The 24029-nt window shown below is 60.5% G+C and carries 25 protein-coding genes; 9 read left to right on the top strand and 16 right to left on the bottom strand.

Going from position 1 to position 24029, the window contains the following annotated elements:
* Positions 1-310 precede the first annotated feature (310 nt).
* Complete coding sequence (locus ABGT66_RS03170) at positions 311-1474, bottom strand: sugar diacid recognition domain-containing protein (RefSeq protein WP_346688795.1); 1164 nt, start codon at positions 1472-1474, stop codon at positions 311-313.
* Between the two features lie 202 nt (positions 1475-1676).
* Here ABGT66_RS03170 and ABGT66_RS03165 point away from each other — a divergent pair, with 202 nt between their 5' ends.
* The 6 genes from ABGT66_RS03165 (at position 1677) to ABGT66_RS03140 (ending at position 7366) form a co-directional block, all read left to right on the top strand.
* On the top strand, positions 1677-2966 hold the full coding sequence (locus ABGT66_RS03165; RefSeq protein WP_294194193.1) for a glycine/sarcosine/betaine reductase component B subunit: 1290 nt from the start codon (positions 1677-1679) through the stop codon (positions 2964-2966).
* 13 nt (positions 2967-2979) lie between these two features.
* Positions 2980-4305, top strand: a complete 1326-nt coding sequence (locus tag ABGT66_RS03160; RefSeq protein WP_300262855.1) for a glycine/betaine/sarcosine/D-proline family reductase selenoprotein B — start codon at positions 2980-2982, stop codon at positions 4303-4305.
* Between the two features lie 142 nt (positions 4306-4447).
* Positions 4448-4846 carry a GrdX family protein gene (locus ABGT66_RS03155; protein ID WP_300262858.1) on the top strand — a complete coding sequence of 133 codons (399 nt, stop codon included), beginning with the start codon at positions 4448-4450 and terminating at the stop codon, positions 4844-4846.
* Between the two features lie 102 nt (positions 4847-4948).
* On the top strand, positions 4949-5278 hold the full coding sequence (locus tag ABGT66_RS03150; protein ID WP_294194187.1) for a thioredoxin family protein: 330 nt from the start codon (positions 4949-4951) through the stop codon (positions 5276-5278).
* A gap of 81 nt (positions 5279-5359) precedes the next feature.
* Complete coding sequence (grdA, locus tag ABGT66_RS03145; protein ID WP_294194185.1) at positions 5360-5836, top strand: glycine/sarcosine/betaine reductase complex selenoprotein A; 477 nt, start codon at positions 5360-5362, stop codon at positions 5834-5836.
* A 168-nt stretch (positions 5837-6004) separates the two neighbouring features.
* Entirely contained in the window at positions 6005-7366 is a 1362-nt protein-coding gene (locus ABGT66_RS03140) for a hypothetical protein (protein WP_346688793.1), read from the top strand.
* Between the two features lie 302 nt (positions 7367-7668).
* Here ABGT66_RS03140 and queF read toward each other — a convergent pair whose 3' ends face one another.
* The 12 genes from queF to ABGT66_RS03080 form a co-directional block, all read right to left on the bottom strand.
* Positions 7669-8166 (bottom strand): preQ(1) synthase, encoded by a 498-nt coding sequence (queF, locus tag ABGT66_RS03135; RefSeq protein ID WP_346688791.1) that lies wholly within the window; start codon positions 8164-8166, stop codon positions 7669-7671.
* A 22-nt stretch (positions 8167-8188) separates the two neighbouring features.
* A complete protein-coding gene (locus tag ABGT66_RS03130; RefSeq protein ID WP_346688790.1) occupies positions 8189-8704 on the bottom strand; it encodes a QueT transporter family protein in 516 nt (171 codons plus the stop codon).
* A gap of 273 nt (positions 8705-8977) precedes the next feature.
* Positions 8978-9160 (bottom strand): hypothetical protein, encoded by a 183-nt coding sequence (locus tag ABGT66_RS03125; protein ID WP_303148810.1) that lies wholly within the window; start codon positions 9158-9160, stop codon positions 8978-8980.
* The gene (locus tag ABGT66_RS03120) at positions 9132-9959 is read right to left on the bottom strand and encodes an isocitrate lyase/phosphoenolpyruvate mutase family protein (protein ID WP_346688788.1); all 828 of its coding nucleotides are present in this window, start codon (positions 9957-9959) and stop codon (positions 9132-9134) included. Before ABGT66_RS03120 ends, ABGT66_RS03125 begins: the two co-directional genes overlap by 29 nt.
* A gap of 36 nt (positions 9960-9995) precedes the next feature.
* Positions 9996-10535, bottom strand: a complete 540-nt coding sequence (locus ABGT66_RS03115) for a methylated-DNA--[protein]-cysteine S-methyltransferase (protein WP_346688786.1) — start codon at positions 10533-10535, stop codon at positions 9996-9998.
* 2 nt (positions 10536-10537) lie between these two features.
* Positions 10538-12016 (bottom strand): AlkA N-terminal domain-containing protein, encoded by a 1479-nt coding sequence (locus tag ABGT66_RS03110; protein ID WP_346688785.1) that lies wholly within the window; start codon positions 12014-12016, stop codon positions 10538-10540.
* A 159-nt stretch (positions 12017-12175) separates the two neighbouring features.
* Positions 12176-12895 carry a papain-like cysteine protease family protein gene (locus ABGT66_RS03105; RefSeq protein WP_346688783.1) on the bottom strand — a complete coding sequence of 240 codons (720 nt, stop codon included), beginning with the start codon at positions 12893-12895 and terminating at the stop codon, positions 12176-12178.
* The gene (locus ABGT66_RS03100) at positions 12896-13507 is read right to left on the bottom strand and encodes a hypothetical protein (protein WP_294194773.1); all 612 of its coding nucleotides are present in this window, start codon (positions 13505-13507) and stop codon (positions 12896-12898) included.
* 2 nt (positions 13508-13509) lie between these two features.
* Positions 13510-13998, bottom strand: coding sequence for a prepilin-type N-terminal cleavage/methylation domain-containing protein (locus ABGT66_RS03095; protein WP_346688782.1), 489 nt, complete (start codon positions 13996-13998; stop codon positions 13510-13512).
* Positions 13979-14404 (bottom strand): thioesterase family protein, encoded by a 426-nt coding sequence (locus tag ABGT66_RS03090; RefSeq protein WP_294194769.1) that lies wholly within the window; start codon positions 14402-14404, stop codon positions 13979-13981. The genes ABGT66_RS03095 and ABGT66_RS03090 overlap by 20 nt, the downstream gene beginning before the upstream one ends.
* 20 nt (positions 14405-14424) lie before the next feature.
* Positions 14425-16341, bottom strand: a complete 1917-nt coding sequence (locus tag ABGT66_RS03085; protein WP_346688780.1) for a translation factor GTPase family protein — start codon at positions 16339-16341, stop codon at positions 14425-14427.
* On the bottom strand, positions 16334-17158 hold the full coding sequence (locus ABGT66_RS03080) for a nitroreductase family protein (RefSeq protein WP_346688779.1): 825 nt from the start codon (positions 17156-17158) through the stop codon (positions 16334-16336). The genes ABGT66_RS03085 and ABGT66_RS03080 overlap by 8 nt, the downstream gene beginning before the upstream one ends.
* A 155-nt stretch (positions 17159-17313) precedes the next feature.
* On the opposite strand from ABGT66_RS03080, the gene ABGT66_RS03075 reads away from it, so the two are divergent.
* Both ABGT66_RS03075 and ABGT66_RS03070 read left to right on the top strand, forming a co-directional pair.
* A complete protein-coding gene (locus ABGT66_RS03075; protein WP_346688778.1) occupies positions 17314-18852 on the top strand; it encodes a serpin family protein in 1539 nt (512 codons plus the stop codon).
* A 204-nt stretch (positions 18853-19056) separates the two neighbouring features.
* A complete protein-coding gene (locus tag ABGT66_RS03070) occupies positions 19057-19716 on the top strand; it encodes a flavodoxin family protein (RefSeq protein ID WP_346688777.1) in 660 nt (219 codons plus the stop codon).
* A gap of 23 nt (positions 19717-19739) precedes the next feature.
* Here the strand turns inward: ABGT66_RS03070 and ABGT66_RS03065 are convergent, their stop codons facing one another.
* Positions 19740-21188 carry a sodium/proline symporter gene (locus tag ABGT66_RS03065; RefSeq protein ID WP_346689235.1) on the bottom strand — a complete coding sequence of 483 codons (1449 nt, stop codon included), beginning with the start codon at positions 21186-21188 and terminating at the stop codon, positions 19740-19742.
* Positions 21185-21319, bottom strand: a complete 135-nt coding sequence (locus ABGT66_RS03060) for a hypothetical protein (RefSeq protein WP_346688775.1) — start codon at positions 21317-21319, stop codon at positions 21185-21187. The genes ABGT66_RS03065 and ABGT66_RS03060 overlap by 4 nt, the downstream gene beginning before the upstream one ends.
* Positions 21320-21580: 261 nt before the next feature.
* Here ABGT66_RS03060 and ABGT66_RS03055 point away from each other — a divergent pair, with 261 nt between their 5' ends.
* The gene (locus ABGT66_RS03055; RefSeq protein WP_294194758.1) at positions 21581-22141 is read left to right on the top strand and encodes a helix-turn-helix domain-containing protein; all 561 of its coding nucleotides are present in this window, start codon (positions 21581-21583) and stop codon (positions 22139-22141) included.
* Positions 22142-22382: 241 nt separating this feature from the next.
* Here the strand turns inward: ABGT66_RS03055 and rmuC are convergent, their stop codons facing one another.
* A complete protein-coding gene (rmuC, locus tag ABGT66_RS03050; protein ID WP_300263000.1) occupies positions 22383-23822 on the bottom strand; it encodes a DNA recombination protein RmuC in 1440 nt (479 codons plus the stop codon).
* Positions 23823-24029: the final 207 nt, after the last annotated feature.

Raw genomic sequence — 24029 nt, 5'->3', positions numbered from 1 at the left:
CAGCGGAAGCCGGCGGCGCAGAATGTCCGGGCTGTCCGCCTGTTTTGCCCGGCTGCGATGATTCGTCCGCGCTTCCGCAGATTCGCGCCCTTCGCATCGATTAGACGATTTCCTCCGAAGTCTTGAAAGTTTCCATGATTTGCGCCGCGCGCCGCAAAACGGCGCGCCTCCGACGGCTTCACGAGCGCGCCTCCGTTCAGCGACGCGCGGCAGAGGCGCGGACGCGCACACGAAAAAACGCCGCCTCCGTAACGAGCGCGGCGTTTCGTAATTTTCTATGCGGCTGCCTGCCAGAGCGCGGGCGCGGCCTTCAGCTTTTTTCTTCCTCGCTGATGTTCTTCAGCACGAAGGCGGCCCAGAGCTCGAAGGCGTCCTTGAAGTTCCACGGGTCTTTGCCGGTCAGCGCGCGTATCTTCTTTAATCTGTACTGGAGGCTGTTGCGGTGCATCGAGAGGCGCTCGGCGACCTCGCCGCTCGCGAAGGGCGACTCGCACCAGCCGAGGAAGGTGTCGCGCATCTCGTCGTAGTCGCTGCGGCCCTCGAGCCCCGCGAGCGTCCTGTGCGCGAACTCCTCGCGCTTGCCGACGGGCAGCATGTCGAGCAGCGCTTCGCTCGTGAGGCTGCGCGCCGAGACGACGCCGTTCATCTTGAGCAGCCCGCCGAGGCGCATCGCGTCGCGCGCCGAGCGCAGCGAAATCGCGAGGCCGTTCATGTCGTTCGCGGGGAATCCGACGGCGACGTCGGCCGTTATGCCCTTGACCTCGAGGTTCTCGACGAAGCTCTTCGCGGTGCTTTCTATGCTCTGCGTCACGTCGTCGTTCGTCCCGGGCCTGTTCGGCGTGACGAAGACCGTGACGCGGCGGTTGCGCTGTGGGCAGATGACGTTGCGCGGATGCGAAAAGGCGGAGCGCAGCTCGCGCACCATAATCTGGTAGGCGTTCTCGCTCGAGTCGTCCTTCCACGACTTCATCTCGGCTATGATGACGTTTTTGCAGCGCGATAGCGTGACGCCCAGCTCCTTGCCCTGCATGTTGATGAGCTCGCTCATGCCCTGCGAGCCGTCGTAGGAGGCGACGTTCTCGACGAGGTCGCGCAGCGCGCGCTCGCGGATGAGGTTCGATTCGAGGAACGCCTGCTCGCGCAGCATGATTTCCGCCTGCTTCTGCACGAGGAGGCCGAAGCGCTCCACCTCCTCAGGTATGCCCGCTATCGAGACGGAGCCGATGACCTTTCCGAAAAACTGTATCGGCAGCGTGTAGCCGGGGTAGACGCCAGGCATCTTCTTCGCCTCCTCGCGCCCGGTGACGCTCGGCTTGTTCTCCTGCATCACCTTGACGGAGGGCTCGTGGAAGGTGCCGACCCTCTTACGGACGTTGCAGCCGATGATGATCCCGTTTTCGTCCGTGACGAGCACGCCGCGGCCGATGACTTCGCTGGTGCTTTCCGCTATCCTTTGCGCCATCTTTTTAAACATAGAAAACACTCCCGGGATTTTATTCAAGAGCATAGTTCGATAATTATTATACATTATATTTATGTTCTTAGGAATAATGTATTTTGCGGGCCGAAAAGAGTAAAATGTGAATAAGGAAACAAGCGGCTTTTCGACGCAGGTTTCCCCGCGCAAAACAATGTACCGTTTCATCATCTCTACAAAACAAAAGGAGGAATGCAGCATGCGTTTGGAATTGCATAAGGTCCATATCAAAGGACTCGCTTTTGCAGACACCACACATGTGAAGGACGGCGTTCTCTATGTGAACAAGGCCGAAGCCGAAGCCCTCATCGCCGAGGACAGAAACTTCAAAGAGGTCAGCATAGATTTCGCCTGCCCCGGAGACAAGACGAGAATCATCCCCGTAAAGGATGCCGTCGAGCCCCGCGTCAAGATGGGAAAGGGCAACTACTTCCCCGGCTTCATGGCCCCGATGGGCAAGGCCGGAGAGGGACAGACCCTCGTCCTTGACGGCGCCGCGGTAATCACCTGCGGACCGATCGTCGCCTTCCAGGAAGGCTTCATCGACATGAGCGGCCCCGGCGCGCCGTACACGCCGTTCTCCGAGACCTACAACGTAGTTCTCTCCGTCGTTCCCGTCGACGACCTCGAGAAGCACCTCTACGAGACCTCGCTCCGCGAAGCGGGACTCAAGCTCGCCGTCTACCTCGCGAAGTGCGCGGACGAGCAGGGCGCCAAGGCCGACGAAGTCACCGTATTCGAGAAGGGCGACACCTTCGAAGAGAGCCAGAAGTACCCCGACCTCCCGAAGGTCATCTACGTCTGCATGAACATCACGCAGGGACTTCTCCACGACACCTACCTCTACGCGGCCGACCTCCGTCCCTCGCTGCCGACGCTCATTCACCCGAACGAAGTGCTCGACGGCGCCATGGTCTCCGGAAACTGCGTCTCCGGCTGCGACAAGAACACCACCTGGCACCACTGCCACAACCCGATAGTCCAGGCGCTCTACGCGCGCCACGGCAAGGAAATCAACTTCCTCGGCATGGTTCCGACCCAGGAAAGCACGATCCTCGCCGGTAAGCTCCGCGCCTCGCAGCTCAACCTGTCGATCGCGCAGCAGCTCGGCGCCGACGGCGTCATCGTCTCCGAGGAAGGCTACGGCAACCCGGACACCGACCTCTGCCTCAACGCGAAGAACTTCGAGAAGGCCGGCATCAAGGCCGTCCTCGTCTCCGACGAATCGGCGGGAACCGACGGCGCGAGCCAGAGCCTTGCCGACGCCACGCCGGAACTCGACGCCTTCATCTCGACCGGAAACGTCAACGAGATGATCGAAGTTCCCGCGATGGACAAGGTCATCGGATACCCCGAGCAGATAGCGCTTCTCTCCGGCGGTGCGGCGGAAAGCCTGCGTCCCGACGGATCGATGTACGTCGAGCTCCAGTCCATCATCGCCTCCACGGCCGAGATAGGCTTCAACAAACTCGGCTGCGAGTGGGTATAGGGAGGTAACTGACATGACCATCAGAGTTGTACATTACATCAACCAGTTCTTCGCCAACATAGGCGGAGAAGAGAAGGCCGACCACCAGCCCGAAGTTCGTGAAGGCGTAGTCGGACCCGGCCTCGGACTCCAGCAGGCCCTCGGCGAGGAAGCCCAGGTCGTAGCCACCGTCATCTGCGGAGACGGCTTCTACGGCGAGCACACCGACGAAGCGCGCGCGAAGTGCCTTGAATTCGTCAAGGCGCAGAAGCCCGACCTCTTCATCGCGGGACCGGCCTTCAACGCCGGACGCTACGGCTTCGCCTGCGGCGACATCGCCGCCACGGTAGGCAACGAACTCGGCATTCCCGCGGTCACTGCGATGTACCACGAGAACCCGGGCGTCGAGCTCTACGCTAAGAAAGACTACCCGAACACCTACATCGTACCCTGCGCCGACAGCGCCCGCGGCATGGGCAAGGCCCTTCCCGCGATGGCGAAGCTCGGACTCAAGCTCGCGAAGCACGAGCCGATGGGCCCCGCCCGCATCGAAGGCTACATCCACCGCGGCATGCGCAAATCCTTCTTCCAGGAGAAGAGCGGAGCCGAGCGCGCGGTAGAGATGCTCCTCAAGAAGCTCCGCGGCGAAGAGTTCCGCACGGAGTACGAGATGCCGGTATTCAAGAAGATCCCGCCGGCAGAGCCCATCAAGGACCTCAAGCACGCGACCATCGCGCTCGTCACCTCCGGCGGCATCGTCCCGAAGGGCAACCCGGACCACATCCGCGTCTCCTCGGCTGAGAGCTTCGGCGAGTACGACATTTCGCAGCTGACCGACCTCAATCCGGACAACTACGAGTCCATCCACGGCGGCTACGACCGTCAGTGGGCGAACCTCGACCCGGACGTCGTCGTCCCGCTCGACGAGATGCGCGAACTGGAGAAAGAGGGCGTCTTCGGAAAGCTCTACGACAAATTCTACACGACGACCGGAACGGGAACCGCAGTCGCCTTCGCTGAGAAGTTCGGCCAGGAGATAGGCAAGAAGCTCAAAGAAGCGGGAGTTGACGGCGTGATCCTCACCTCCACCTGAGGAACTTGTACTCGGTGCGGTGCATCGATGACAAGAGAAATTGAAAACGCTGCCGGAATCCCCGTCGTTCAGATAGCGACCATCGTTCCTATCATGCTCACGGTCGGAAGCAACAGAATAGTCCCGGGCGTCGCGATTCCGCATCCCGTCGGAGAGCCCGAGCTCGGACCCGAAGTCGACAAGGCCGCGCGCCGCGAGCTTCTCATGCGCGCCTTCAAGGCTATGACCACCAAGATCGAAGAGCAGACCATCTTCGAGAAAAACTAACGCGCAACACAAAAACGGGCGGCGAAAACGCCGCCCGTTTTTTATATCTTTGTGTATTTGCACGAATACTTCCGCAACCTTTTGAAGTAAAATATTTTTGTCACAAACGGGGCCGTGCGGCATCGGCCTTGGAGGTAGTGCCATGACGGAAAGAATCTTGCGTATAGTGACGAACAACCCGTGGATAGAGCGCAACGCGGCCGTGCCCTACGAGATAACGCTCGTCGAGGGCGACCCCTTCGCGGCGCTCGACAAAGCCGAAGAACTTCTCCAGCAGGGCTGGAAGCTCGTCTCCGCCCCGCTGCCGCCGAACGTTCCAATCATGCGCGGCCCGTACAGGTCGCTCGTCATAGAAAAGAACGACCGCCGGTACGACAAAGAGGGGCTCATCGCGCTGCACAAGGCGCGCGAACGCTACGTGATAGAGCGCAACCATCCGAACCTTCCGACGCCAGGCGAAGATTTCGGCATAATCGACAGGCAGATGCTCCAGCGCTCGCTGCGCGACGCAATGCTCCTCGACCTGGAAGAAGATAAATAAAGCGCAGGAAAATCGCTATCGACTTTCCGCGCGCGAGATGCTAAGATAGCGCTGTATGCAACAAAGTACATATAAAAAATAATCAATAGGAGGAGAAATACAATGATTGATCTTACCAAAGAAAACTGCGACGCCGAAGTGCGCCAGGAAACCAGCAAACCCGTAGTAGTCGACTTCTGGGGCCCCCAGTGCGTACCCTGCATGGCTCTTAAGCCGAAGTACCACGAGATGGAGCACGAGTTCGGCGACAAAGTGAAGTTCACCGCGGTCGACTGCTCGACCAACAAGAGAGTCGCGATGGGCTTCCGCGTCATGGGCCTCCCCACCTTCCTCTTCTGGAAGAACGGCGTCGAAGTGAAGCGCCTCTCCAAGGAAGAGTGCACCGAAGAGTCCATCCGCGCGGCCATCGAAGAGCTCGCGAAGGAAGCGTAAGTTACTTTAATCCAACATTGGCGAGAGCCGGCGGCAGCGCCGCCGGTTTAGCAATAAATCACAACTAGGAGGTATCTGACCATGGGAAAACTCAATGGTAAGAAATTACTCCTGCTTGGTGAAAGAGACGGCGTTCCTGGGCCCGCTATGGAAGCGTGCCTCAAGGATTCCGGCGCAGAGATAGTCTTCTCCGCGACGGAATGCTTTGTCTGAACCGCGGCAGGAGCAATGGACCTGCAGAACCAGCAGCGCATTAAAGACGCTGCTGAAAAGTACGGCGCCGAGAACTGCGTAGTAGTACTCGGTTCTTCGGATGCGGAAGGCGCGGAAATCTACGCCGAAACCGTAACGAACGGCGACCCGACCTTTGCAGGCCCGCTTGCTGGAGTCTCGTTGGGACTCCCCGTGTATCACATCTTTGACCCGGTCATTCGTGAAGAGTGCGATCCCGCCCAGTGGGAAGAGCAGATTTCTATGATGGAAATGGTCCTTGACCCCGAGGCGCTCGCTGCCGCAGTCAAAGGAATGCGTGATCAGTACAGCAAAGTAACCCTGTAATCAATCACCAAAAGCACCAAGAAGCCCCTGACTCGCCAGGGGCTTTTATTTTTGTCTTGCGCATTGCAAGCTTGTAAACTTTTCAATTATACTGATATGGAAGTGCATTCAGCGGGCGCGGAGGGAAAAATACACGCCGCGCGTGCATCAAGCGAAGGAGGAAGAAACATGCACAGGAAATCCAGAGCGCTTTTGTTGATTGCCGCGGCGCTTTTATTGTTGACGTCGGCGTTTGCGGATACGGCGAAGGCTCAAGAAGCAGGCACGTGGGAAGAGCTTGAGGCGGCGCTTGCAAACGGCGGCAGCGTAACGCTTACAGCCGACGTAGAGGGCTCGACGCAGCTTTACGCCGCGCCCGGCGACACGGAGCTTGACCTTAACAACTTTACGATAACATACAGCGGCGCTGAAGCGCTCTTCGACATAGAAGAATCGCTCCGCATCACAGACGAAAATCCGGATGGCTGCGGCAAAATCCTCACGAACGGAGTAAAGCTCGCCGAAATGGGCAAGGACGAATACGGCGACGCTATACAGCTGCTCGGCATACATCGCGGCGCATTTGACACAGACCCCACGGATTATCTGATGCTTATACCGACAATCGACCAGCAGCCGGAAGATATAATGGAACTAAAAGCGGACGGGTTATGGTACGTCAGAGAAAATGCGAAGCAGTACGAAGCCGGGATTGAGCCCTCCATCATAATATTGAAAGAACGCGGCGAACCGGCGGTTGTCTCCGCCGTGATGGCGGATTACACAGGAAATATCCTGAGCAAAGACCAGTATACAATCATATCCGCAGACATCGAGCCCTACGGTGAAGACAAGGGCGGCGAATCCGGAGAAGGGACGGTTCAGGGAGATGAAGGCGACACAACGGCAGGAGTAGACAGCGTGTGCGGCCTTGATATAAACGAAGCAGAGCGGACGATTACCGTAACGCCGGGGCTGTCGGGCCTTGCCGTGCTTAATGTGAAAATGAAACTGATATCTGGGGACGCTGAATCGCAGGCGACGGAATACGAAGTGCCGGCCGACATCGCCGTTGAAAGCAATGAAGGCTACGCGCTTTCGTTCTCTGAGGACACGGTATGGACCGTCCCCAACCAGTCGGCCGTCGTGACCGTGACGCTGACGGACGCAAACGGCGAGGTAGTAGACCCGTCCGAGTATAAGCTTCTCCTCGAGAGCGACGCGCAGGGCGACGAGGACACAGTGATAAAAATCAACGGCAATCAAATCACAGTCACGCAGACCGACGACTGGGAGGAGGACGTAGTCATTTACGCGATGGAGTCCGGCTCAGAAGCGAGCGGCGCGGAGACGCGCAGCGCCGCCGTCTCTCAGGACACGGACGGCCCGCTCAAGCTCTACAAGGTCGCTACGCTGCGCATACGCCCTGAGTCTGAACGTCCGGCCGCGGCCTCCGGCGGCAGCGGCGGCGGATGCAATGCGTTCGGCGGAACGGCGGCGCTCTTTGCGGCGGGCGCTCTGTTCCTTGCGCTCAGACTGAAAAAGAAGTAACGCCCAAACTGCGCGGGCGGCGGCTTCCGGCGGAACAATTCCGCCGTTCAGCCCACCGCCCGCTTTTTATGCTTATAGACCATTAACTTAAAAACAAAACAATTATGTCGCCCCGTGAATTTTCTGCACGGGGCCTCCATCATGAAACGTTAGAGACAGCAAGGCGTCATATGCGCTTCGTTTCGACCTCTAACGAGTAGGACGGAGGCCCTGGAGAGTCTGCCCCGCTCCATCGGGCACAGAAGATTTCCAGGGCGACATAATTTTTGTTATAAAGTTAAATCAGCATAATTAAGCCTCTATCAGCGGTTGTCCACCTTTTCCGGGTACATGTCGTGATGCGCCAGCCGCTCGAACGCTATATTCTCCCACGGCGTGCCCTTTTTGCCGTAATTACAGTACGGGTCGATGGAGATGCCGCCGCGCGGCGTGAATTTGCCCCACACCTCGATGTACTTCGGCTCCATCAGGCGTATTAAATCCTTCATGATGATGTTCACGCAGTCCTCGTGGAAGTCGCCGTGGTTGCGGAAGCTGAACAGATAGAGCTTCAGCGACTTGCTCTCCACCATGCGCTCGCCCGGTACGTAGGATATGTATATCGTCGCGAAGTCCGGCTGTCCGGTCATCGGGCAGAGGCTTGTGAACTCGGGGCAGTTGAATTTTACGAAATAGTCGTTCTCCGTGTGCTTGTTCGGAAAGGTTTCCAGAAGCTCCGGCGCGTAGTCGTCCGGGTACGAGACCTTACGATTGCCGAGCAGTGAAACACCCTCCAGCTCTTCTTTTGTACGTCCGCTCATTTTATCGCTCCTTGTCATAATATCAGCAGCTTCCGCCGTGCTCAGCCGCGGCCGCGGGCCGGCGCGCGCGTTCGAGAAGCTTCACCAGCGCAACGCCCGCGACGGATGGAATGAGCTGCCCGACGCAGAGGTTGAGCGCCATCAGCGGATAGGGTATCGCCAGGATGTAAGACAGATAGGTCGCCACGCCGAGCCCCGGCACCAGTACAATCGGCACGGCCATCAGCATACGGTTCAAGTTTTTCCTGCGTATCAGGACGATGCAGGCCGCAGTCGTAACGCCGACGAGAAAGCCGCCGAGCATATCCGCGACGCCGAAGCCGCCGAAGAGCATGTTCGACAGCAAATTTGCGAGGCCGAGCGGAACGACGAGGAACGGGAAGAGATAGGCGAGCGCGTACAAACTCGTCGCTATGCGGATCTGGTACGCGCCGAAGGAGAAGCTCGACGTGAGGCAGAGCACGACGATGTAAAGCGCCATCACCATAGCGGAAAAGGTCAGCTTTTGCAGGCGGGTCATGTTGTTTGCGTTTTCCATATTTTTCAGCCTCCGAAATAAAAATCCCCGGCTTCATCTGAAAACCGGGGATTTCAAAAACGATTGTTCGCGCTGCGCCGCGCCGTTCCCGCATAACCGGGAGCGCGGCCCTTCGCTGCGCTGCTTTTTGTCCCTAGTTTTGTTTAACGACAGGATGGTTTCGAACTGTCGGTTCTCCGTCGGGCGCGGCCTGCGCCGTCACTCTCCTTCAAACAGCGGTTTATATTAAACGATTTTTACTTTTTTTGCAACTGCGCCCCACGCGGCGAGGTTTTACCTATCCTTCGGCCACGCGGCGATGAACTGCTGGATTTTCTGATCGGCGGGGAGGGCGCAGTAGTCGCGCCAGGTGTCGAAGAATTCCTCGGCGTTCTCGACGGCGTAGCCGTCGTGGCAGTGGTCACGCGTGTCGGTCTTCAGCGAAGCGTCATGCGAAGAATTCGTTCGCGGAGGCATAGCTGAATTTCGTGCCGAGCAGCAGCGACGGGTCTCCGGCACGCAGCGCGCGCGACATCTCTATCGCTTGACCGTATATGAAGCGCGCTGGCGACGAACCTACGCTGAGGCGGCGAACGCCGAGCGTTTCGAGTTTAGCAAAATCGTGGAACGCGCCGTTCAATATGACGTTGAGCGGAGCTTTTATCCCAAGCGCGAGTTTCGCGACGGTCTCTTCGCAGAGCGCGCCGGGGACGTAAACGCAGTCGGCTCCTGCATCGGCGAAAGCGTTTCCGCGTTTAAGTGCGATTTCAAAATTTCCCTCTTCGCCCGCGACGTTGAGCCAGTAAGCGCAGGTGCGCGCGTTTATGACGAAATCCAGCCCCGTCTCGCGCTTCAGCTCGACCAGCGCCGTTATCTTGTCGAGCTGAAAATCGAGCGGCGATAACGTGCCGTCTGGAAGGCCGTCCTCTATATTGAAGCCGACGGCCCCGGCTTCGAGCAGCTTTTTTGCGTTTTCCTTCACGCCCTCCGGCGTCTCCGCATATCCGCGCTCGGCATCGACGGAGAGAGGAATGCCGATGCGCTGCGCCATCCTCTCAACAACGTACAGAAGTTCGTCGAACGTTATTGTCTCACCGTCCGGGCAGCCAAGCGCGTAGGCTATTCCAGCGCTCGAAGTCGCTGCGGCGGCAAATCCAGCGCGCTCAAAGACTACGGCGCTTCCCGCGTCCCATGCGTTCGGCAGGACGAACATTTTACGCTCCTTGTGCATATTTGAAAAAATTTTCGCACGTTCTCTCTGTTTTTCTGTAATCATGGCGGACCTCCAAAATTTTGCGATTTCTCAAAAAAATTACAGCGCCGTGCCTTTCTTCGGAACGGTCAGATTTTCCATATTGACGCCCTCGTGCGTCAGCAGCCAAACCTTTGTGCGGATTCCTCCAGCATAGCCCGTGAGACTTCCGCTTGCGCCGACGACGCGGTGGCAGGGAATTATTATAGAAATAGGGTTGCGCCCCACGGCTCCGCCGACTGCCTGCGCCGACATGGACGCTTTGCCGCTCTCCGCAGCCATACGCTTCGCTATGCTCCCATAGGTAATCGTGCCGCCGTATGGTATTTCACAGAGGATTTTCCAAACTTTTTGACGGAACGGGCCGCCTATCGGAGCAAGCGGAAGCTCGCACTGCAGCGGCGCTTTTCCGGCGAAATACCTGTCGAGCCACGCCTTCGCAGCGTCGAACACCGGCAGGCCGCCGCGCTCCGTCATCTCCTCCGGTATAGTGTCGCCGAAATATTTCTGCCCTTCTATCCAGAGACCGTTAAGCGCCGCGCCGTCCGCCGCGAGCGTGATCCTCCCAACCGGCGAATCGTATGTGGTTGAATAGAACATTTTCAGACCTCCTTGTAAAGCGAGTTCCAGATGTTGACCGTCGCGTAGCTGCGCCACGGCTTCCACGCCTCCGACATTTTGAGCAGCTCTTTTGGCGCGTATCCCGCGAGCGCCTTTTTTATCCCAGCGTCCGTTTCGAGGAAGGCGTCCGTCCACGACATCGCGCGCATCGCAATATAGCGCGCCGTCCAGCTTCCGACGCCGCGTATCTCCAGCAGCTTTTTTATCTCCTCTTCGGGCGACGGGCATAGGCCGAAATTTATCTCATGATTTACGAAAGATTCCGCAAGCGCTCTTATCGCAGCCGCGCGCGCCGATATTACGCCGAGCTCGACAAGACGACGTTCCGCGCCGCCTTCGAGCGAAAGCATCGCCGCCGCCGTCGGGAAGACGCGCGTCAGCCCTTCGACGCCGGTTTCGACAGACGCGCCGAAAGCCGCGGCTATTCTGCCGGCGAGCGCAGAGGCGGCCCTGACCGTAATTTGCTGTCCGAGGACGGCGCGCGCGGCCATTTCAAAGACATCGAAGCAGCCCGGCACGCGCGTACCGAGGCGGCACAGCACGGGCCTTATATCGTTCATCCGAGAGAGCGCCGCATATATTTCCGACGGCTCACAGTACAGGTCGAACATCGCGCGCACCCGTGAAAGCAGGCGTGGAAGGACGGGGAGCAGAGTTTCGCAGAGCGTCACATCAAGCGCGTTCTTCGCTTGGTTGTGCGAGACTGAGAACCATCCGCATATATCCACTCCATCCGTGCCGCAGCCTTTGAAACGAGCCGTGCGCATATACGCGCCGTTCCGCACGGTTTCCACGCCGGGAATTGCGCGCGCGACGAAGAAGCGCAGAATTTCATCCCAGAGATACGGCGGACGGTATCCAAGCGAAACCGTTATTGCGCCGTCGTTTGAGCGCTTCTTAGCCGCGCTGCGGCGCATCTCTGAAGGGCTCATTTTGTAATATTTTTTGAAAGCGTCGTTGAAGCGCCGCAGGCTTCCGAAGCCGGAGGCGGCCGCTATGTCCACGATAGGAAGGGCGGTGTCGGCAAGTAGGCTCTTCGCGAGCAGAAGACGGCATGTCAGCCTCCAGCGCACGGGCGGAACGCGATACTCCGCTTCAAAGACGCGGCGCAGATGTCGGGCGGTGCATCCGAAGCGCGCGGCGACAGTCTCAAGACTTTCTCCGTCGCCGCAGTTTTCCTCAATCGACAGAGCCGCCGCGCGCGCGAGCGACGACGAGGCGTCCATCGGGGACGAGCCGGGCGCAAGCTCCGGCCGGCATCTCAGGCACGGCCTGTATCCGGCCTGTTCCGCCTCGGCTGCCGTCGCAAAAAACGCGCAATTTTCAAATTTCGGCGCTTTCACGCGACAGATAGGGCGACAGTATACGCCGGTCGACGAGACGCCTACGAAGAACCGCCCGTCAAACCGCGCGTCGCGCGCCAAAAGCGCGGCGTAGAGAGCTTTTTTATCGTCTAGCATAAACTTCGCCTCCCCGCTCGGATTTGAGGCGATTATAGCAAAACCACAGCGGTAGTACGGCACTTTTCGGACATGGAAACACACGATGAAAAAACTGCCGCGTCTCGCTTTATGCGTTACGCGGCGGCGCTGTTGCTAATTTCAGAAATCTGCTCCGTTTTATCGTTCCTTCGGCCACGCGGCTATGAACTGCTGGATTTTCTGGTCGGCGGGGAGGGCGCAGTAGTCGCGCCAGGTGTCGAAGAATTCCTCGGCGTTCTCGACGGCGTAGCCGTCGTGGCAGTGGTCGCGCGTGTCGGAGCTGTCCATGAATATCAGCACGTCGTCCGCGACGGTCTCCGTCCCCATGGTGTCGTAGCCGATGAGCACGCGCCAGTGCGCGCCCATGCAGATGTTCTCGACCATTATCGGGATTCCCGCGCGCAGCTTTTCGAGCGCGTAGGCGCGGAAGCTCGCGGGGCTGTCGAATATGACGCTGTTGCGCACTGGCGCGTAGAGGCTCGACTCTACGTTCCAGCCTATGCTTTCGAAGAAGCGGCATATTCCTTCGGTCGGCGTGCCGCCTTCGCCGCGCTCGTTGGGCTTCGTCAGCGTGCCGCAGAGCTTGACGAGCGTATCCTCGTCGTAGTGCGTGACGCCGAAGTGCCAGAGTATCGTGAGCACGGCGCTCGGGCCGCAGCTGTAGCCCTTCGTCTGCTGGTAGGTCGGGTATTCGCCGATTATCGTGAGCCCCTTGTCGTTGCTGCGCATCGAGTAGAAATCCGGCGCGGCGAAATAGGGCGACGGCGCGAAAGAAGAAAGCGGGCCGACTGCGGCCGCGCTCTCGGGGTCTATCTCTATCCATTCCGGCATCGGAATGCGTCTCGGTCTCTTTTCCATTTAATCCGCTATAGCGCTTAGCCTCCTCTTGTCAGCGCGTTCCTGGAGAAGCGCCAGCGCGACGCTAAGTATGTGCGCGTTGTCGACCCACAGGAACGAAGCGCTCGCTATAGGTTGTTCCGGCGAATCCGCCTTTGTGAAGACGAGGTTGCCGTTTACTATTCCCCATTTAAGCTTCGCCCATTCGAAGAACTCCGCGCGTCCGGCCTTGAATATTCCCTTCGGCCTGACGGTGAGCCCTTCGTCCGATATCGTGAAGCCGCCGAAGACGAAGCTGCCGCCCTTGCGCAGGCCGTCGAGCATCTCGGCCATGAGGCGGCGTCCCGCGGCGCGCCAGAAGCGCTCCGTGAGGTGCTCGTAGAAATCCCGCTGCTTCGTCTTTATCGTGAATTCCCGCGTCGCGGTGCCGAAGGTGGCGAGGTAGAGGACCTTCGGAAGTATGCCGCCGCGCTTCTGGTCTACGCCCCAGCGCAGCCGCGTTATCGTCTTGAGCGGGAAGAGCTCGCCGCAGTAGAGGAAGCCAGCGGGGGTTATGTCGAGGCTCTTCTTGAAGGGCCACGCCCCGAAGGTGCAGTGAAAATCTATTTCGTCATGCCAGCTGTTGTTTCCCACGGCTATTGCTCCTTCAAAGTTTCCTTAACGTCAACGTACCCGACGCCCGATACCGTGACGAGAGCCGCGATATCGCGCTCCCTGCGTGACCTTATTATAAACGATGCGGCGGGAGTGAGCGTAAACCATTCTCCGTCGAATGTATGTTCGTTCGCGAGGCTGTCGCGTTCTATCGCCGCGCGCCCCGGCGCGTATGTCTCCGTCTCGAGGTCCCGCGGGCCGCCGTACCATTCTATCGTGAAGCCGAGCTCCTGCGTGGTCTTGTCGGCGTCTATTATCAGCTTGAACTCCGCGCTCTCGCGCGCGGCCTGCGCCATGCGCGAAGAGAGCCACGCCCGCAGCTCCTCCGCCTCGTCGCGCACGATTCTGCACTCGTCCGCGCCGCGGAACGTCACGGCCGCCGCTCCTGCGACGACGCATAGAACAAGCAGGACGCAGAGCAGTTCGACGAGCGAGAAGCCGCGCCGTGCGCTACGCGCTCTCCCCTTCAAGCGATTTTACCCAGAGGTAGAAAGGATGCTCCTTCTTATAAAGCTTTCCGGAAGGGTCGGTGCAGCCGTGCTTCGTCCAGCCCTCGGCGAGAAGCCTGCCGCCGTCCGCGAGCTTCACGCGGTACTCGAATTTTACGCTGTGGCATTTGACCTCGGTCATGCGCGCCCAGAGCTCTATCTCGTCGTCGTAATGCGCGGGGCTCTTGTAGCGGCAGTAGGCTTCGACGACGGGCAGCATAAGCCCCTGCGCCTCCCATTCCGTGTATGGCCTGCCGAATTTGCGGCAGAGTTCTGTGCGCGCTATCTCGAACCAGTCGAGGTAGTTCGCGTTGTAGACTATTTTCATCTGGTCGGTCTCGCTATAGCGGACCCTTATCGTGGTCGCGAGTGTGTATTCGCCGTTCACGGCTTGGTCTCCTTTCTATTCTACGCGCCGAGCGCGCCGCGTTTGTAAAGTATATATTTCGCACGGTCAAGCGGAGAGACGCCGCGGTACGGCACGTCGCGTCCCTCGCCGGGCGGGCACGGCTCGTAACCGGCGGGAACGGCGGAGAAGGTTCCGCGCCCTCCGGTAAGCGAGGCGAGCCGCGCCGGGAAATCCATGCTCGTCGCGAGCGGCAGGCGGCCCGTCATCGTGAACATCCCCCTGCGCACGACAGGGCTGTCGAACGCCGCGCGCATAGCGAGCAGCTCGCCCATCAGCCTGCCTCCGCATTCCTCCGGATATGTCAGTTTGAAGTCAAGCACCGGTTCCATCAGCTCGGTGCCGCAGTTTACAAGCCCGTCCATAATCCCCATCGGCGTCGCGAGCGCGAAGTCGAGCGGGTGCGTGTGGACGACGTGGTGCTCGCCGTCTATGAGCGTTATTTTCAAGTCCGTGACCTCCCAGCCGCGCGGCCCCTGCCGCAGCGCCTCGGGCAGGGTCTGGCGCACCTGCGCCTGATAGCGGCGGAAGATTTTATCGTCGGGGACGACGCTTTCGAAAATCACGCCGGCCCCCAGCGGCAGAGGTTCTATATCGAAGAGCATTACGGCCCAGCATGGCTTCGGCATCGTGTACTCGACGAAGCCGCGGGCGCGTTTTATCGGGCGTTCTTTATAAATCACCATCGGCTCGCCCGCGCGCGCCTCTATGCCGTAACGCCCGCGCAGCGCGAGCAGCAGCGTCTCGACGCGCATGAGCCCTGTGACGCGCACGAGAAGCTCGCGCACCTCCTTCTCCCATATCACGTCGAGCAGCGGGTCCTCCGCGGACAATTCTTCGAGCGCCGCGACGAGCGCGGGATAGGCGGCGTCGGATGGCGGCGTCAGCTTGACGCGCAGCAGCGGCGCGGACATTTCGGCGCGCGGCGGCACGAGCGACGGGTCGCCGAAGGCGTCGCCGCAGACCACGCGCGAAAGGCCGCAGACGGCCCCGACCTCGCCGGCGCGCAGCAGCCCCGTGTCGCGCTCCTTCGCGCCCTGCACCTCGCGTATCTGCGTCACCTTGCCCTCCGCGCCAGAGGGTGAGCATTTGACCGCGTCGCGGTTTTTAAGCTCGCCGGAGAAAAGGCGCACGTGCGCGACGCGGCCCAGCGCCGGGCTGTGCTCCACCTTGAAGACGACGCCAGAGAGCGGAGCCTCCGTTCCACCGGCGCGCGGCGCGAGCGCGGCGAGCAGGTCGAGCAGTTCCGCCACGCCCTCGCCCTTCAGAGCCGCGCCCGTTACGTACGGAATCAGTTTTTTCGAATAAAAGCATTCGAGCAGCAGCGAGGCGAGCTCCTCGTCGGAGAAGCCCTCCGCGCCCTCCTCGAGATATTTTTCGAGCGCCGCGTCGTCGTGCTCGGCGAGCGTCTCGGCGAGCGCGGCGCGGTCGTCCAGAGGCACGCGCGCGGGCCTGCGCCCCGTCAGCTCCGCCAGTTCCGCGAGGACGGAATCGACATCCGCGCCCTCGCGGTCCGTCTTGTTGATGAAAAACAGCGCGGGAATCCCCATCTTCGACAGCGCGCGCCATATAACCTCGGTCTGCGCCTGCACGCCCTCGACCGCGGAGACGGCGACGGCGGCGAAATCCATCGCGCGCGCCGCGCGCTCCGTCTCGCCGGAAAAATCGCTGTGGCCAGGCGTGTCGATGACGTAGATTTTCGCGCCGTTCCACGAAAGGAAAGCCGAGGCCGCGCGCACGGAAATCCCGCGCCGCCGCTCGAACTCCGTGAAGTCCGTGTGCGCGGAGCCGTCGTCTACGCGGCCCAGAGAGCGCACCGCCCCGGCCTGAAAGAGCATCTGCTCCGTCAGCGTCGTCTTGCCCGCGTCGACGTGCGCGAGCACGCCTATCGTCAGCGGGCGGCGCGGAATTTTATCCAATCCAGTCAACCTTTACCTCGCGGCGCGGCGCGAAGAGGCGCGCGGGCTTCAGCGCCGCATACCCCATCATCTGCGCGCCGCAGACGTGCTCGTCCTCGCCGATGCCGAGATATTCGCGCAGCCCCTTGAAGCTGCGTATCGCGGTCGTCAGATAGCCGCCCCAACAGCAGCCTATTCCCATTGCGTGCGCCGCGAGCTCGAGATATGTCAGCGCGATAGCGCCGTCCTCGGGCCAGCCGTATTCGGCAGGCGTAACGGCGATAGCGACGTGCGGCGCGCCGCGCAGCAGACGGTCGTCGCCCTCTTTGGCCTTCGCTATCATGCCCGCGCCGAGCAGGGCCGCGCGGCTCGTCGGATTTTTGAAAATTTCCTCGCGGAACCAGCAGAGTATGAGGTTCGTAACCTCCTTCGTCTTCGCGGGGTCGAGCGTCACTATCCAGCGCACGTTCTGGCTGTTGACCGCCGTCGGAGCCTGGCGCACGACGTTGAAAAGCTTCTCAAAGGTCTCGCGCGGTATCGTCTCGTCCTTGAACATGCGCACGCTGCGGCGCGACATGATGAGGTTCAGCGCCTCCTCCTCGGAGGGCAGCTTCAGCTCCGCCGTGCGCACCGTCTGAGCGTCTTTCATAAACGAAAGTTCGTCCGCGCACGACGGGCACATCATCACGCACTGGCCGCAGCCGATGCAGCGCCCGGCGCGCTTCTCCTCGACCTCCGGATATCCGAGGTCGCCCCACTGCACGATGCCCGCGGGGCAGGCCTTTATGCAGACGCCGCATTTCACGCATTTTTCCATATTTACGCTGAACAGGTTCATATTCATCCCTCCGGTAAAATCCACATTCCCGCCATAATTTTAGCACCAAGGCGCGCGGCGCGGCGTTTCGTGCGCGCGCACACACGATTCACACAAATATAGGCTATAATTCATTTGCCAGAACGGCCCGAGGGCCGAACAACGGAGGTATAGAAATGAAACGAACAGCAATACTTGCGTTAGCCGTCCTGACGCTCGCCTTCGCCGGCGCGGCGTATGCGGACGCCTCGCAGCTCATCCCGTCCTTCCACTGGACATACCGCTCGCTCGGCGGCCTCGCGCAGAGCGATCTCATCGACGCCGGCGTGACGCCCGGCAAAAGCGCCTACAATCCCGAGCAGGTGGCCTCGATGGTTGTAATGGCGGTCAAGCGCGCGGAGCGCGACATAACGAAGCTCGGCGCCGCGGAGCTCTCCGAGCTGCGCCGTCTCGCCGCGGCCTACAAGGACGCGTTCGAAGGCGCGGGCTACGACTACGACGCCGTGAGATGCGACATAGAGATATGCGCGATGCGCGCGGGACTGCCCGACGAGGGCTCGGCGGAGAGCTTCTCGCACGGCACGCAGGCGCTCGTCGAGGACGCGGCCCTCTCCATCAACGAATTCACCTTCGACCTCTATAAGGCGGCAGCCGCCGGAGCCGCGGGGGAAAACGTATTCCTCTCACCCTACAGCGTATCGACCGCGCTTGCGATGACCTACGCGGGGGCGCGCGGCGTCACCGAGGCAGAAATGGCGCGGGCGCTGCACTTCGCGCCGGACGTACATGCCGGAATGGGCGCGCTGATAGGCTCAATCAACGCCGTGCCCGACAGCGTCGCGACCGTCAGGACAGCGAACGCGATATGGCCCGCGAAGGGCGAGAAGCTCCTGCCCGAATTCGTCCAGCTCGTGCGCCGCGACTACCGCGCGGGGCTCACTCAGCTCGACTACGCGAAGCGCCCCGAAAGCGCGCGCAAAACGATAAACAACTGGGTTGAAGACCAGACCGCCGGCAAGATAACCGACATCATCCCAGGCGGCGCGCTCGGCAAGGACACGAAGATGGTGCTGACCAACGCCGTTTACTTCAAGGCTGGATGGCAGGAAGAGTTCAAGGCAGAAAACACCGAGGAGCGCCCCTTCTGGATCACGCCCGAAGAATCCGTCAACGTCCAGATGATGAACCGCCGCGCGAAGGAGCTCAACTACGCGAAGCTCGACGGCGCGCAGATGATAGAGATGCCCTACAAGGACGGGCGCTTCTCCATGCTCGTGCTGCTCCCCGACGAGGATTCCTCGCTTGAAGCGCTCGAAGCCGGAATGAACGCCGCAAGCGTCGCCGAGTGGAGCGCCGGAATGCGCCCCGCCGAGGTCGAGATATTCATGCCCAAGTTCAAGCAGGAAAGCAGCTACGACCTCAGCACGACGCTCGCCGCGCTAGGAATGGGCTCCGCCTTCGACGCGGGAACGGCGGACTTCTCCGGCATCACCGGAAACCGCGACATGGCGATAAGCGGCGTCCTGCACAAGACCTTCGTCGAAGTCTCCGAAGAAGGCACCGAGGCCGCCGCGGCGACCGCCGTCATAGTCATGCGCGCCTCGCTCGCGCCGCAGGAGCATGTAATCTTCTGCGCCGACAGGCCCTTCGTCTACATGATCCGCGACAACGCGAGCGGAGCGCTGCTCTTCATCGGAAGATACGCGCATCCGTAACGCGCAAAGTAAATAGAAAAACCGCGCGGCTCCTTTACGGGGCCGCGTTTTTTATGCGCCGCGGCGCAATACCAAGGAGGCATAGCATTATATAGAAAGACGGTATTTGTTGCACCGCATCCGACGCCATAAAATAACCGAACAGTGAGAGCCGCGCCCAGCGCACGGCGCGCCGTTGAAAAATTTATGGACGGAGGAAGAACGATGAAAATAATCGCAGTCAACGGGAGTCCCAGAAGAAACGGGAACACGGCGGAACTTATTGAAAACGCGCTCGCCGGAGCGCGGAACAACGGAGCGGAGACAAAGCGAGTGGATTTATACGCGATGGATTACAAAGGCTGCGTCAGCTGTTTCTACTGCAAGCGCAAAGACCGCCCGCACGGGGTGTGCGCCCTTAGCGACGCGCTCTCGCCGCTTCTGTCCGAACTAAAAGAGGCTGACGCCGTAATATTCGGTTCGCCTATATATTACGACAACATTACGTCAGGCATGGCGGCGTTCCTTGAACGATTCCTCTTTTCAAATTATATATACAGCGAAGAGATACCGACGGTCTTTCCGAAGGCCATCCCCACCGGCTTCATCTACGACATGAACATAACCATGGAACAGGCGCAGCGCGTACATTTGGAATCGAATCTCGAAAAGTACCGCCGCTCGATTACGGAGGTGCTGGGGCTAGCGCCTGAAGTCCTCTGCGTCTACGACACGTGGCAGTTCCCCGACTACTCGAAGTATGAATCTTCCATCTTTTCAGCGGAAGAGAAGCGCCGCCGTCGCGAGGAACATTTCCCGCTCGACTGCCGCGCCGCATACAATCTCGGAGTACAGCTTGCGGAGCGCGCCCCAAAAACGAGATAGGCGGATGCTGCGAAACGGAGCAGCTACTTCTTCGTCGACGTTATCCGGCGGTCGGCGTCTTTGAGAAGCGGCGAAGAGAGACTGACCGCGGCCGTGACCAACGCCGAGACGGCGGCTGCGGGGAGCATTTCGTACATCTGCGCCTTGAGGAAGGGGACGTTGTACCAAATCACGCTGACGGCGACGCCTGCGAGCATTCCGCAGAGGACGCCGCGCCCGGTCGTGCGTTTCCAGTGGAGCGAGAGAATCAGCGGCGGCGCGAAGGCCGCGCCCATGACGGCGAAGGCGTAGAGGACGAACCAGAATATCATGCGCGACTCCGATGCCGCGGCGAGCGCGGAGACGAGGCCGACGGCGGCGATGACGGCGCGGCCAGCCTTTTTCGCGCCGCGTTCGGAAAGCTTTCGCCCGCAGACTCCCTCGATGATGTCGAGGTGGACGGTCTGCGCCGCGAGCACGATCAGCGAGTCGAGCGTCGAGAGTATCGCGGAGAATACCGCGGCGACTACGACGCCCGCGATTATCGGATGGAATTTCTGCATGACGAGCGCCGGAAAGGCGAACTCGGGGTCTGCGACTGAGGGAAGCATGAGGCGGCAGGAAAGGCCGAGCAGAGTGCTGCCCGAGGCCTGGACGAGCACCCACGCGACGCCGAGGACGGCGGCCTGCGAAAGCGAGCGGTCGTCGCGCGCCGTTATAAAGCGCTGCAAGATGTGCGGCTGTCCCATGAGGCCGAGGCCGCCCGAGGCGAGCCCCGCGGCGAAGGCGAAGGCCGAAGCGCCGGTGTGTCCGCCGCCCGCCGAGAGCAGCGCGGGGTCTATCGTCCAGAGCTTCGCCCAGAAGGCGTGCCAGCCGCCCGCCTGCATGACGAAGGCTGCGGGGAAGAGCGCGAGCACAGCAAGTATCGCGACGCCCTGCGCGACGTCGGTCCAGACGACGGCCCTGTAGCCGCCGAGGAAGGTGTAGAAGGTGGCCGCGAAGGCCGCGGCCCAGACCGCCGCGCCGTAGCTGAAGCCCGAGGCCTCGAATACCTTGCCGGCGCTCGTGAGCTGCCCCGCCGCGTAGACGGTGAAGAATACCGCGATGAGAGCAGAGGCGGCGAGCCGCAGCCGCGCGCCGCACTCGGGGAAGCGCAGCGCGAAATAATGAGGGAGCGAGGCCGCGCCTGTCCGCCGCGTGAAGCGGCGCAGGGCGGGCGCGACGAAGACGTAGTTGCAGAATATGCCGACGGTGTAGCCGACGCATATCCACATCATCGACGCGCCGTAGACGTATGCGAAGCCGACCGCGCCGGTGAACACCCAGCCGCTCGAGTCGGAAGCGCCTACAGACAGCGCCGTCGGCACCGCGCCGAAATTGCGGTCGCCGAGGTAAAAGCTCTCCGCGCTCCCGGAGCCGCGCCGGTCCGCCGCGAAGCCTATCGCGATGAATACGGCGAAGTAGAGCGCGCAGACGGCGAGCGCCGCGCTCATTTCCTGCACTCCCCCGCCTCCGCGCGTCCCGCCCTCCAATCGGAGCGGCGGCTGTAGAGCAGCGCCGCGGCGACGGCCGCAGCCGGGAATATGATGAATACGAACGTTATGAAGAACGGAACCTCCGCCAAAACTCAGCGCCCCCAGCAAACAATGAGCGGGCGTTCACTAACGCTCCGCACGGGAATAAATTTTAGCATAAGCGCGCATTTCGCGCCTCTCCCGTAAAGCGCCTGTTCGCTCAAGATTTTTGTTATTACGAAAATATTTACATTACAAAATATTCAGCTCAATAAACCTTTTGCCGTTATCTATCAAATTTAGAAATTTTTGTTATAATTATAAAAGAAGCCTCTAAGTAAAAATACTGAAAGAGCGGTGACGAACGGAAGATGCTTGGACAGCGCATAAAAAGATTGAGGAAAGAGCGCGGCGCGACGCTGAAGCAGGTCGCCGAAGCCTCCGGGCTTTCGCAGGGATATCTCAGCCAGATTGAGACGGACAAGGTCGAGCCGTCGATTTCCGTGCTGCGCAAGCTCTCGTCGTACTACAGGGTGCCGCTCCTCTACTTCTTCGACACAGACCCGGTCGAAGACATCGTCGTGCGGAGGGACGAGCGCAAGATCATCAGCAGCCCGCGCGCGCCGATTACCTACGAGATGCTGCAGCACGACGTGACGAATAAGAAGATGGAATGCTCGATAATGAAGCTCGCGCCGCACTACAGCGACCCCGACGGCGTGTACGCCTCGTACCCTGGCGAGGAGTGCTTCCTCGTGCTCAGCGGCGCGGTGGAGTTCGAGCAGGACGGGCGCGTCTACACGCTCAACGAGGGCGACAGCATATACTACGAAAGCTCGAAGCCCTTCCGCCTCATGAACCCAGGCGACGTGACCGCGGAAATCGTCGGCGTCCGCACGCCTCCTAACAGACGCGCCGAGAGCGAAGAATAGGGCCGTTTTACGAAAGAGCGCAAAATTATACTCATTCAACTTTTTAAAGAAACGTCTGTTAACCGTCATGCCGCGCTTGACGCGGCATCCAGCGGCTTCAAATTCCGATGCGTTACGGTATTTAACGACGCTGGACCCCGCGTCGGAGCGCGGGGTGACGAGGTGTCCGTTTCTTGAATGAAATTAAGCGGCGCGCGGGGATTTTGCCCGCGCGCCGCTGTTTTATGCGGCTTTATACTCTTTAGAAAATCTTTCCCTGCTGCGCCTTGTCTTCGCCCGCGGTAAGGAAGTCCTCGCCGCCTTCGAGCGGGAGCTGCTGGACGTTCTTCAGCGCGCGGTTTATCGCGCGCGTGCGCACGCCGGCGTTGTCTAGCTCCTTGCCCGCGGCCTCTATTTTTTCGCGCGTCTTTTCGAGCACGACGCCGAATTTTTCAAACTCCGTCTTTACCTTGCCGAGCAGCACCCAGACCTCGCTCGAACGCTTCTCTATCGCGAGCGTGCGGAAGCCCATCTGCAGGCTGTTCAAGAGCGCGCATATCGTAGTCGGCCCCGCGGGGACGACGCGGTACTCGCGCGATATGCGCTCGCAGAGGCCGTCGAGGCGCAGCACCTCGGCGTAGAGCCCTTCGACGGGCAGGTAGAGTATGCCGAAGTCGGTCGTGTGCGGCGGCTCGATGTATTTGTCGTGTATCGCCTTCGCCTCGTCAAGCACGCGGGCGCGCAGCGCCTTCTGCGCCTCGGTGAGCGCCGCGGCGTCGCCGCGCTCGGAGGCCGCCGTTATGCGCTGGTAGTCCTCCATCGGGAATTTCGAGTCGATGGGCAGGTAGACGGTCGCGCCGCCCTCGCCGCGGCCCGGGAGCACGACGGCGAACTCCACGCGCTGCCCGCTGCCGGGGCGCGTCTCGACGTTCTCCGCGTACTGCTCTTTCGTCAGCATCTGCTCAAGCAGGGCGCGGAGCTGCATTTCGCCCCACGTTCCGCGCGCCTTGACGTTCGAGAGGACCTTCTTCAAATCGCCGACGTCCGAGGTCAGCGCGCGCATCTCGCCGAGCCCCTTGTGTACCTGCTCGAGCCGCTCGGAGACCGAGGCGAAGGCCTCGCCGAGCCGTTTTTCGAGCGTCGCGTGAAGCTGCTCGTCCACGGTCGCGCGCATCTTTTCGAGCTTTTCCTCGTTGCCCTTCTGCATCTCGCGCAGCTTTTCCTCGACGGTCGAGCGCATAGCCTCTAGCTTGTCCTCGTTGAGGCGGCTGATGTTCGCGAGCTGGTTCGAGAAGGCCGCGAGGCTCTCCGTCTGGCTCTCGCTTATCTCCTTTATGCGCGCCGCCTGCGCCTCTCCGAGCGCCGCGAGCTGCTTCGCAAAGTTCTGGAAGCTGTCGCGCTGCACGCTGCCTATCTCCATCACGCGCTTCGCCTGCGCGTCGCCGAGGACGGCGAAGTTCCGCGCCTGCTCCGCGCGTCCCGCCGCCGCCGTCTCGTTCTGCTCGCGGCGCATGGCGGTCAGGTTCTTCGCCAGAGTCTCCTCCGTCTCGTCGAGCCTCGCCTCGACGCTTTGCAGCCGCGTCAGCAGCTCGCGCGCCGTCTGCTCCATCGCGCCCGCGCTCTCGCGGAAGCGCGACATCGAAAAGGCGACGTAGACGACGGCCAGAATAATCGCCAATCCGGCCCCTATCAAAATGGGCATCAAACAAAACACCTCCGTTCAGATGCACATATTATATAGTCAGACATTAGGAAAATAAAATAGGCCTGATATATACAAATAAAATTTGCGGACGCGGCCCGTCTGTGCGTGCAAATAGGCGCGTTCTGAGACATGACGGCGAGGTTGCGGAGAGCCGCCGCGCCTTATAGAGCGCGGCGCATTTTGTGATTCCGCGCAGAGACGCAA

It is taken from the genome of uncultured Cloacibacillus sp., assembly GCF_963926575.1.
GTDB classification, from domain to species: Bacteria; Synergistota; Synergistia; order Synergistales; family Synergistaceae; genus Caccocola; species Caccocola faecigallinarum.
Note: the sequence above shows the minus strand (reverse complement) of the source record. Positions and strands in the feature narration are given on the sequence as shown.

Bases quoted from the DNA above. Each gene is read 5' to 3' on its own strand.
- ABGT66_RS03170 (WP_346688795.1), bottom strand. From the start codon at position 1,474: ATGTTTAAAAAGATGGCGCAAAGGATAGCGGAAAGCACCAGCGAAGTC.
- ABGT66_RS03165 (WP_294194193.1), top strand. From the start codon at position 1,677: ATGCGTTTGGAATTGCATAAGGTCCATATCAAAGGACTCGCTTTTGCA.
- ABGT66_RS03155 (WP_300262858.1), top strand. From the start codon at position 4,448: ATGACGGAAAGAATCTTGCGTATAGTGACGAACAACCCGTGGATAGAG.
- ABGT66_RS03150 (WP_294194187.1), top strand. From the start codon at position 4,949: ATGATTGATCTTACCAAAGAAAACTGCGACGCCGAAGTGCGCCAGGAA.
- ABGT66_RS03140 (WP_346688793.1), top strand. From the start codon at position 6,005: ATGCACAGGAAATCCAGAGCGCTTTTGTTGATTGCCGCGGCGCTTTTA.
- queF (WP_346688791.1), bottom strand. From the start codon at position 8,166: ATGAGCGGACGTACAAAAGAAGAGCTGGAGGGTGTTTCACTGCTCGGC.
- ABGT66_RS03130 (WP_346688790.1), bottom strand. From the start codon at position 8,704: ATGGAAAACGCAAACAACATGACCCGCCTGCAAAAGCTGACCTTTTCC.
- ABGT66_RS03125 (WP_303148810.1), bottom strand. From the start codon at position 9,160: ATGCCTCCGCGAACGAATTCTTCGCATGACGCTTCGCTGAAGACCGAC.
- ABGT66_RS03120 (WP_346688788.1), bottom strand. From the start codon at position 9,959: ATGATTACAGAAAAACAGAGAGAACGTGCGAAAATTTTTTCAAATATG.
- ABGT66_RS03115 (WP_346688786.1), bottom strand. From the start codon at position 10,535: ATGTTCTATTCAACCACATACGATTCGCCGGTTGGGAGGATCACGCTC.
- ABGT66_RS03110 (WP_346688785.1), bottom strand. From the start codon at position 12,016: ATGCTAGACGATAAAAAAGCTCTCTACGCCGCGCTTTTGGCGCGCGAC.
- ABGT66_RS03105 (WP_346688783.1), bottom strand. From the start codon at position 12,895: ATGGAAAAGAGACCGAGACGCATTCCGATGCCGGAATGGATAGAGATA.
- ABGT66_RS03080 (WP_346688779.1), bottom strand. From the start codon at position 17,158: ATGAACCTGTTCAGCGTAAATATGGAAAAATGCGTGAAATGCGGCGTC.
- ABGT66_RS03075 (WP_346688778.1), top strand. From the start codon at position 17,314: ATGAAACGAACAGCAATACTTGCGTTAGCCGTCCTGACGCTCGCCTTC.
- ABGT66_RS03070 (WP_346688777.1), top strand. From the start codon at position 19,057: ATGAAAATAATCGCAGTCAACGGGAGTCCCAGAAGAAACGGGAACACG.
- ABGT66_RS03065 (WP_346689235.1), bottom strand. From the start codon at position 21,188: ATGAGCGCGGCGCTCGCCGTCTGCGCGCTCTACTTCGCCGTATTCATC.
- ABGT66_RS03055 (WP_294194758.1), top strand. From the start codon at position 21,581: ATGCTTGGACAGCGCATAAAAAGATTGAGGAAAGAGCGCGGCGCGACG.
- rmuC (WP_300263000.1), bottom strand. From the start codon at position 23,822: ATGCCCATTTTGATAGGGGCCGGATTGGCGATTATTCTGGCCGTCGTC.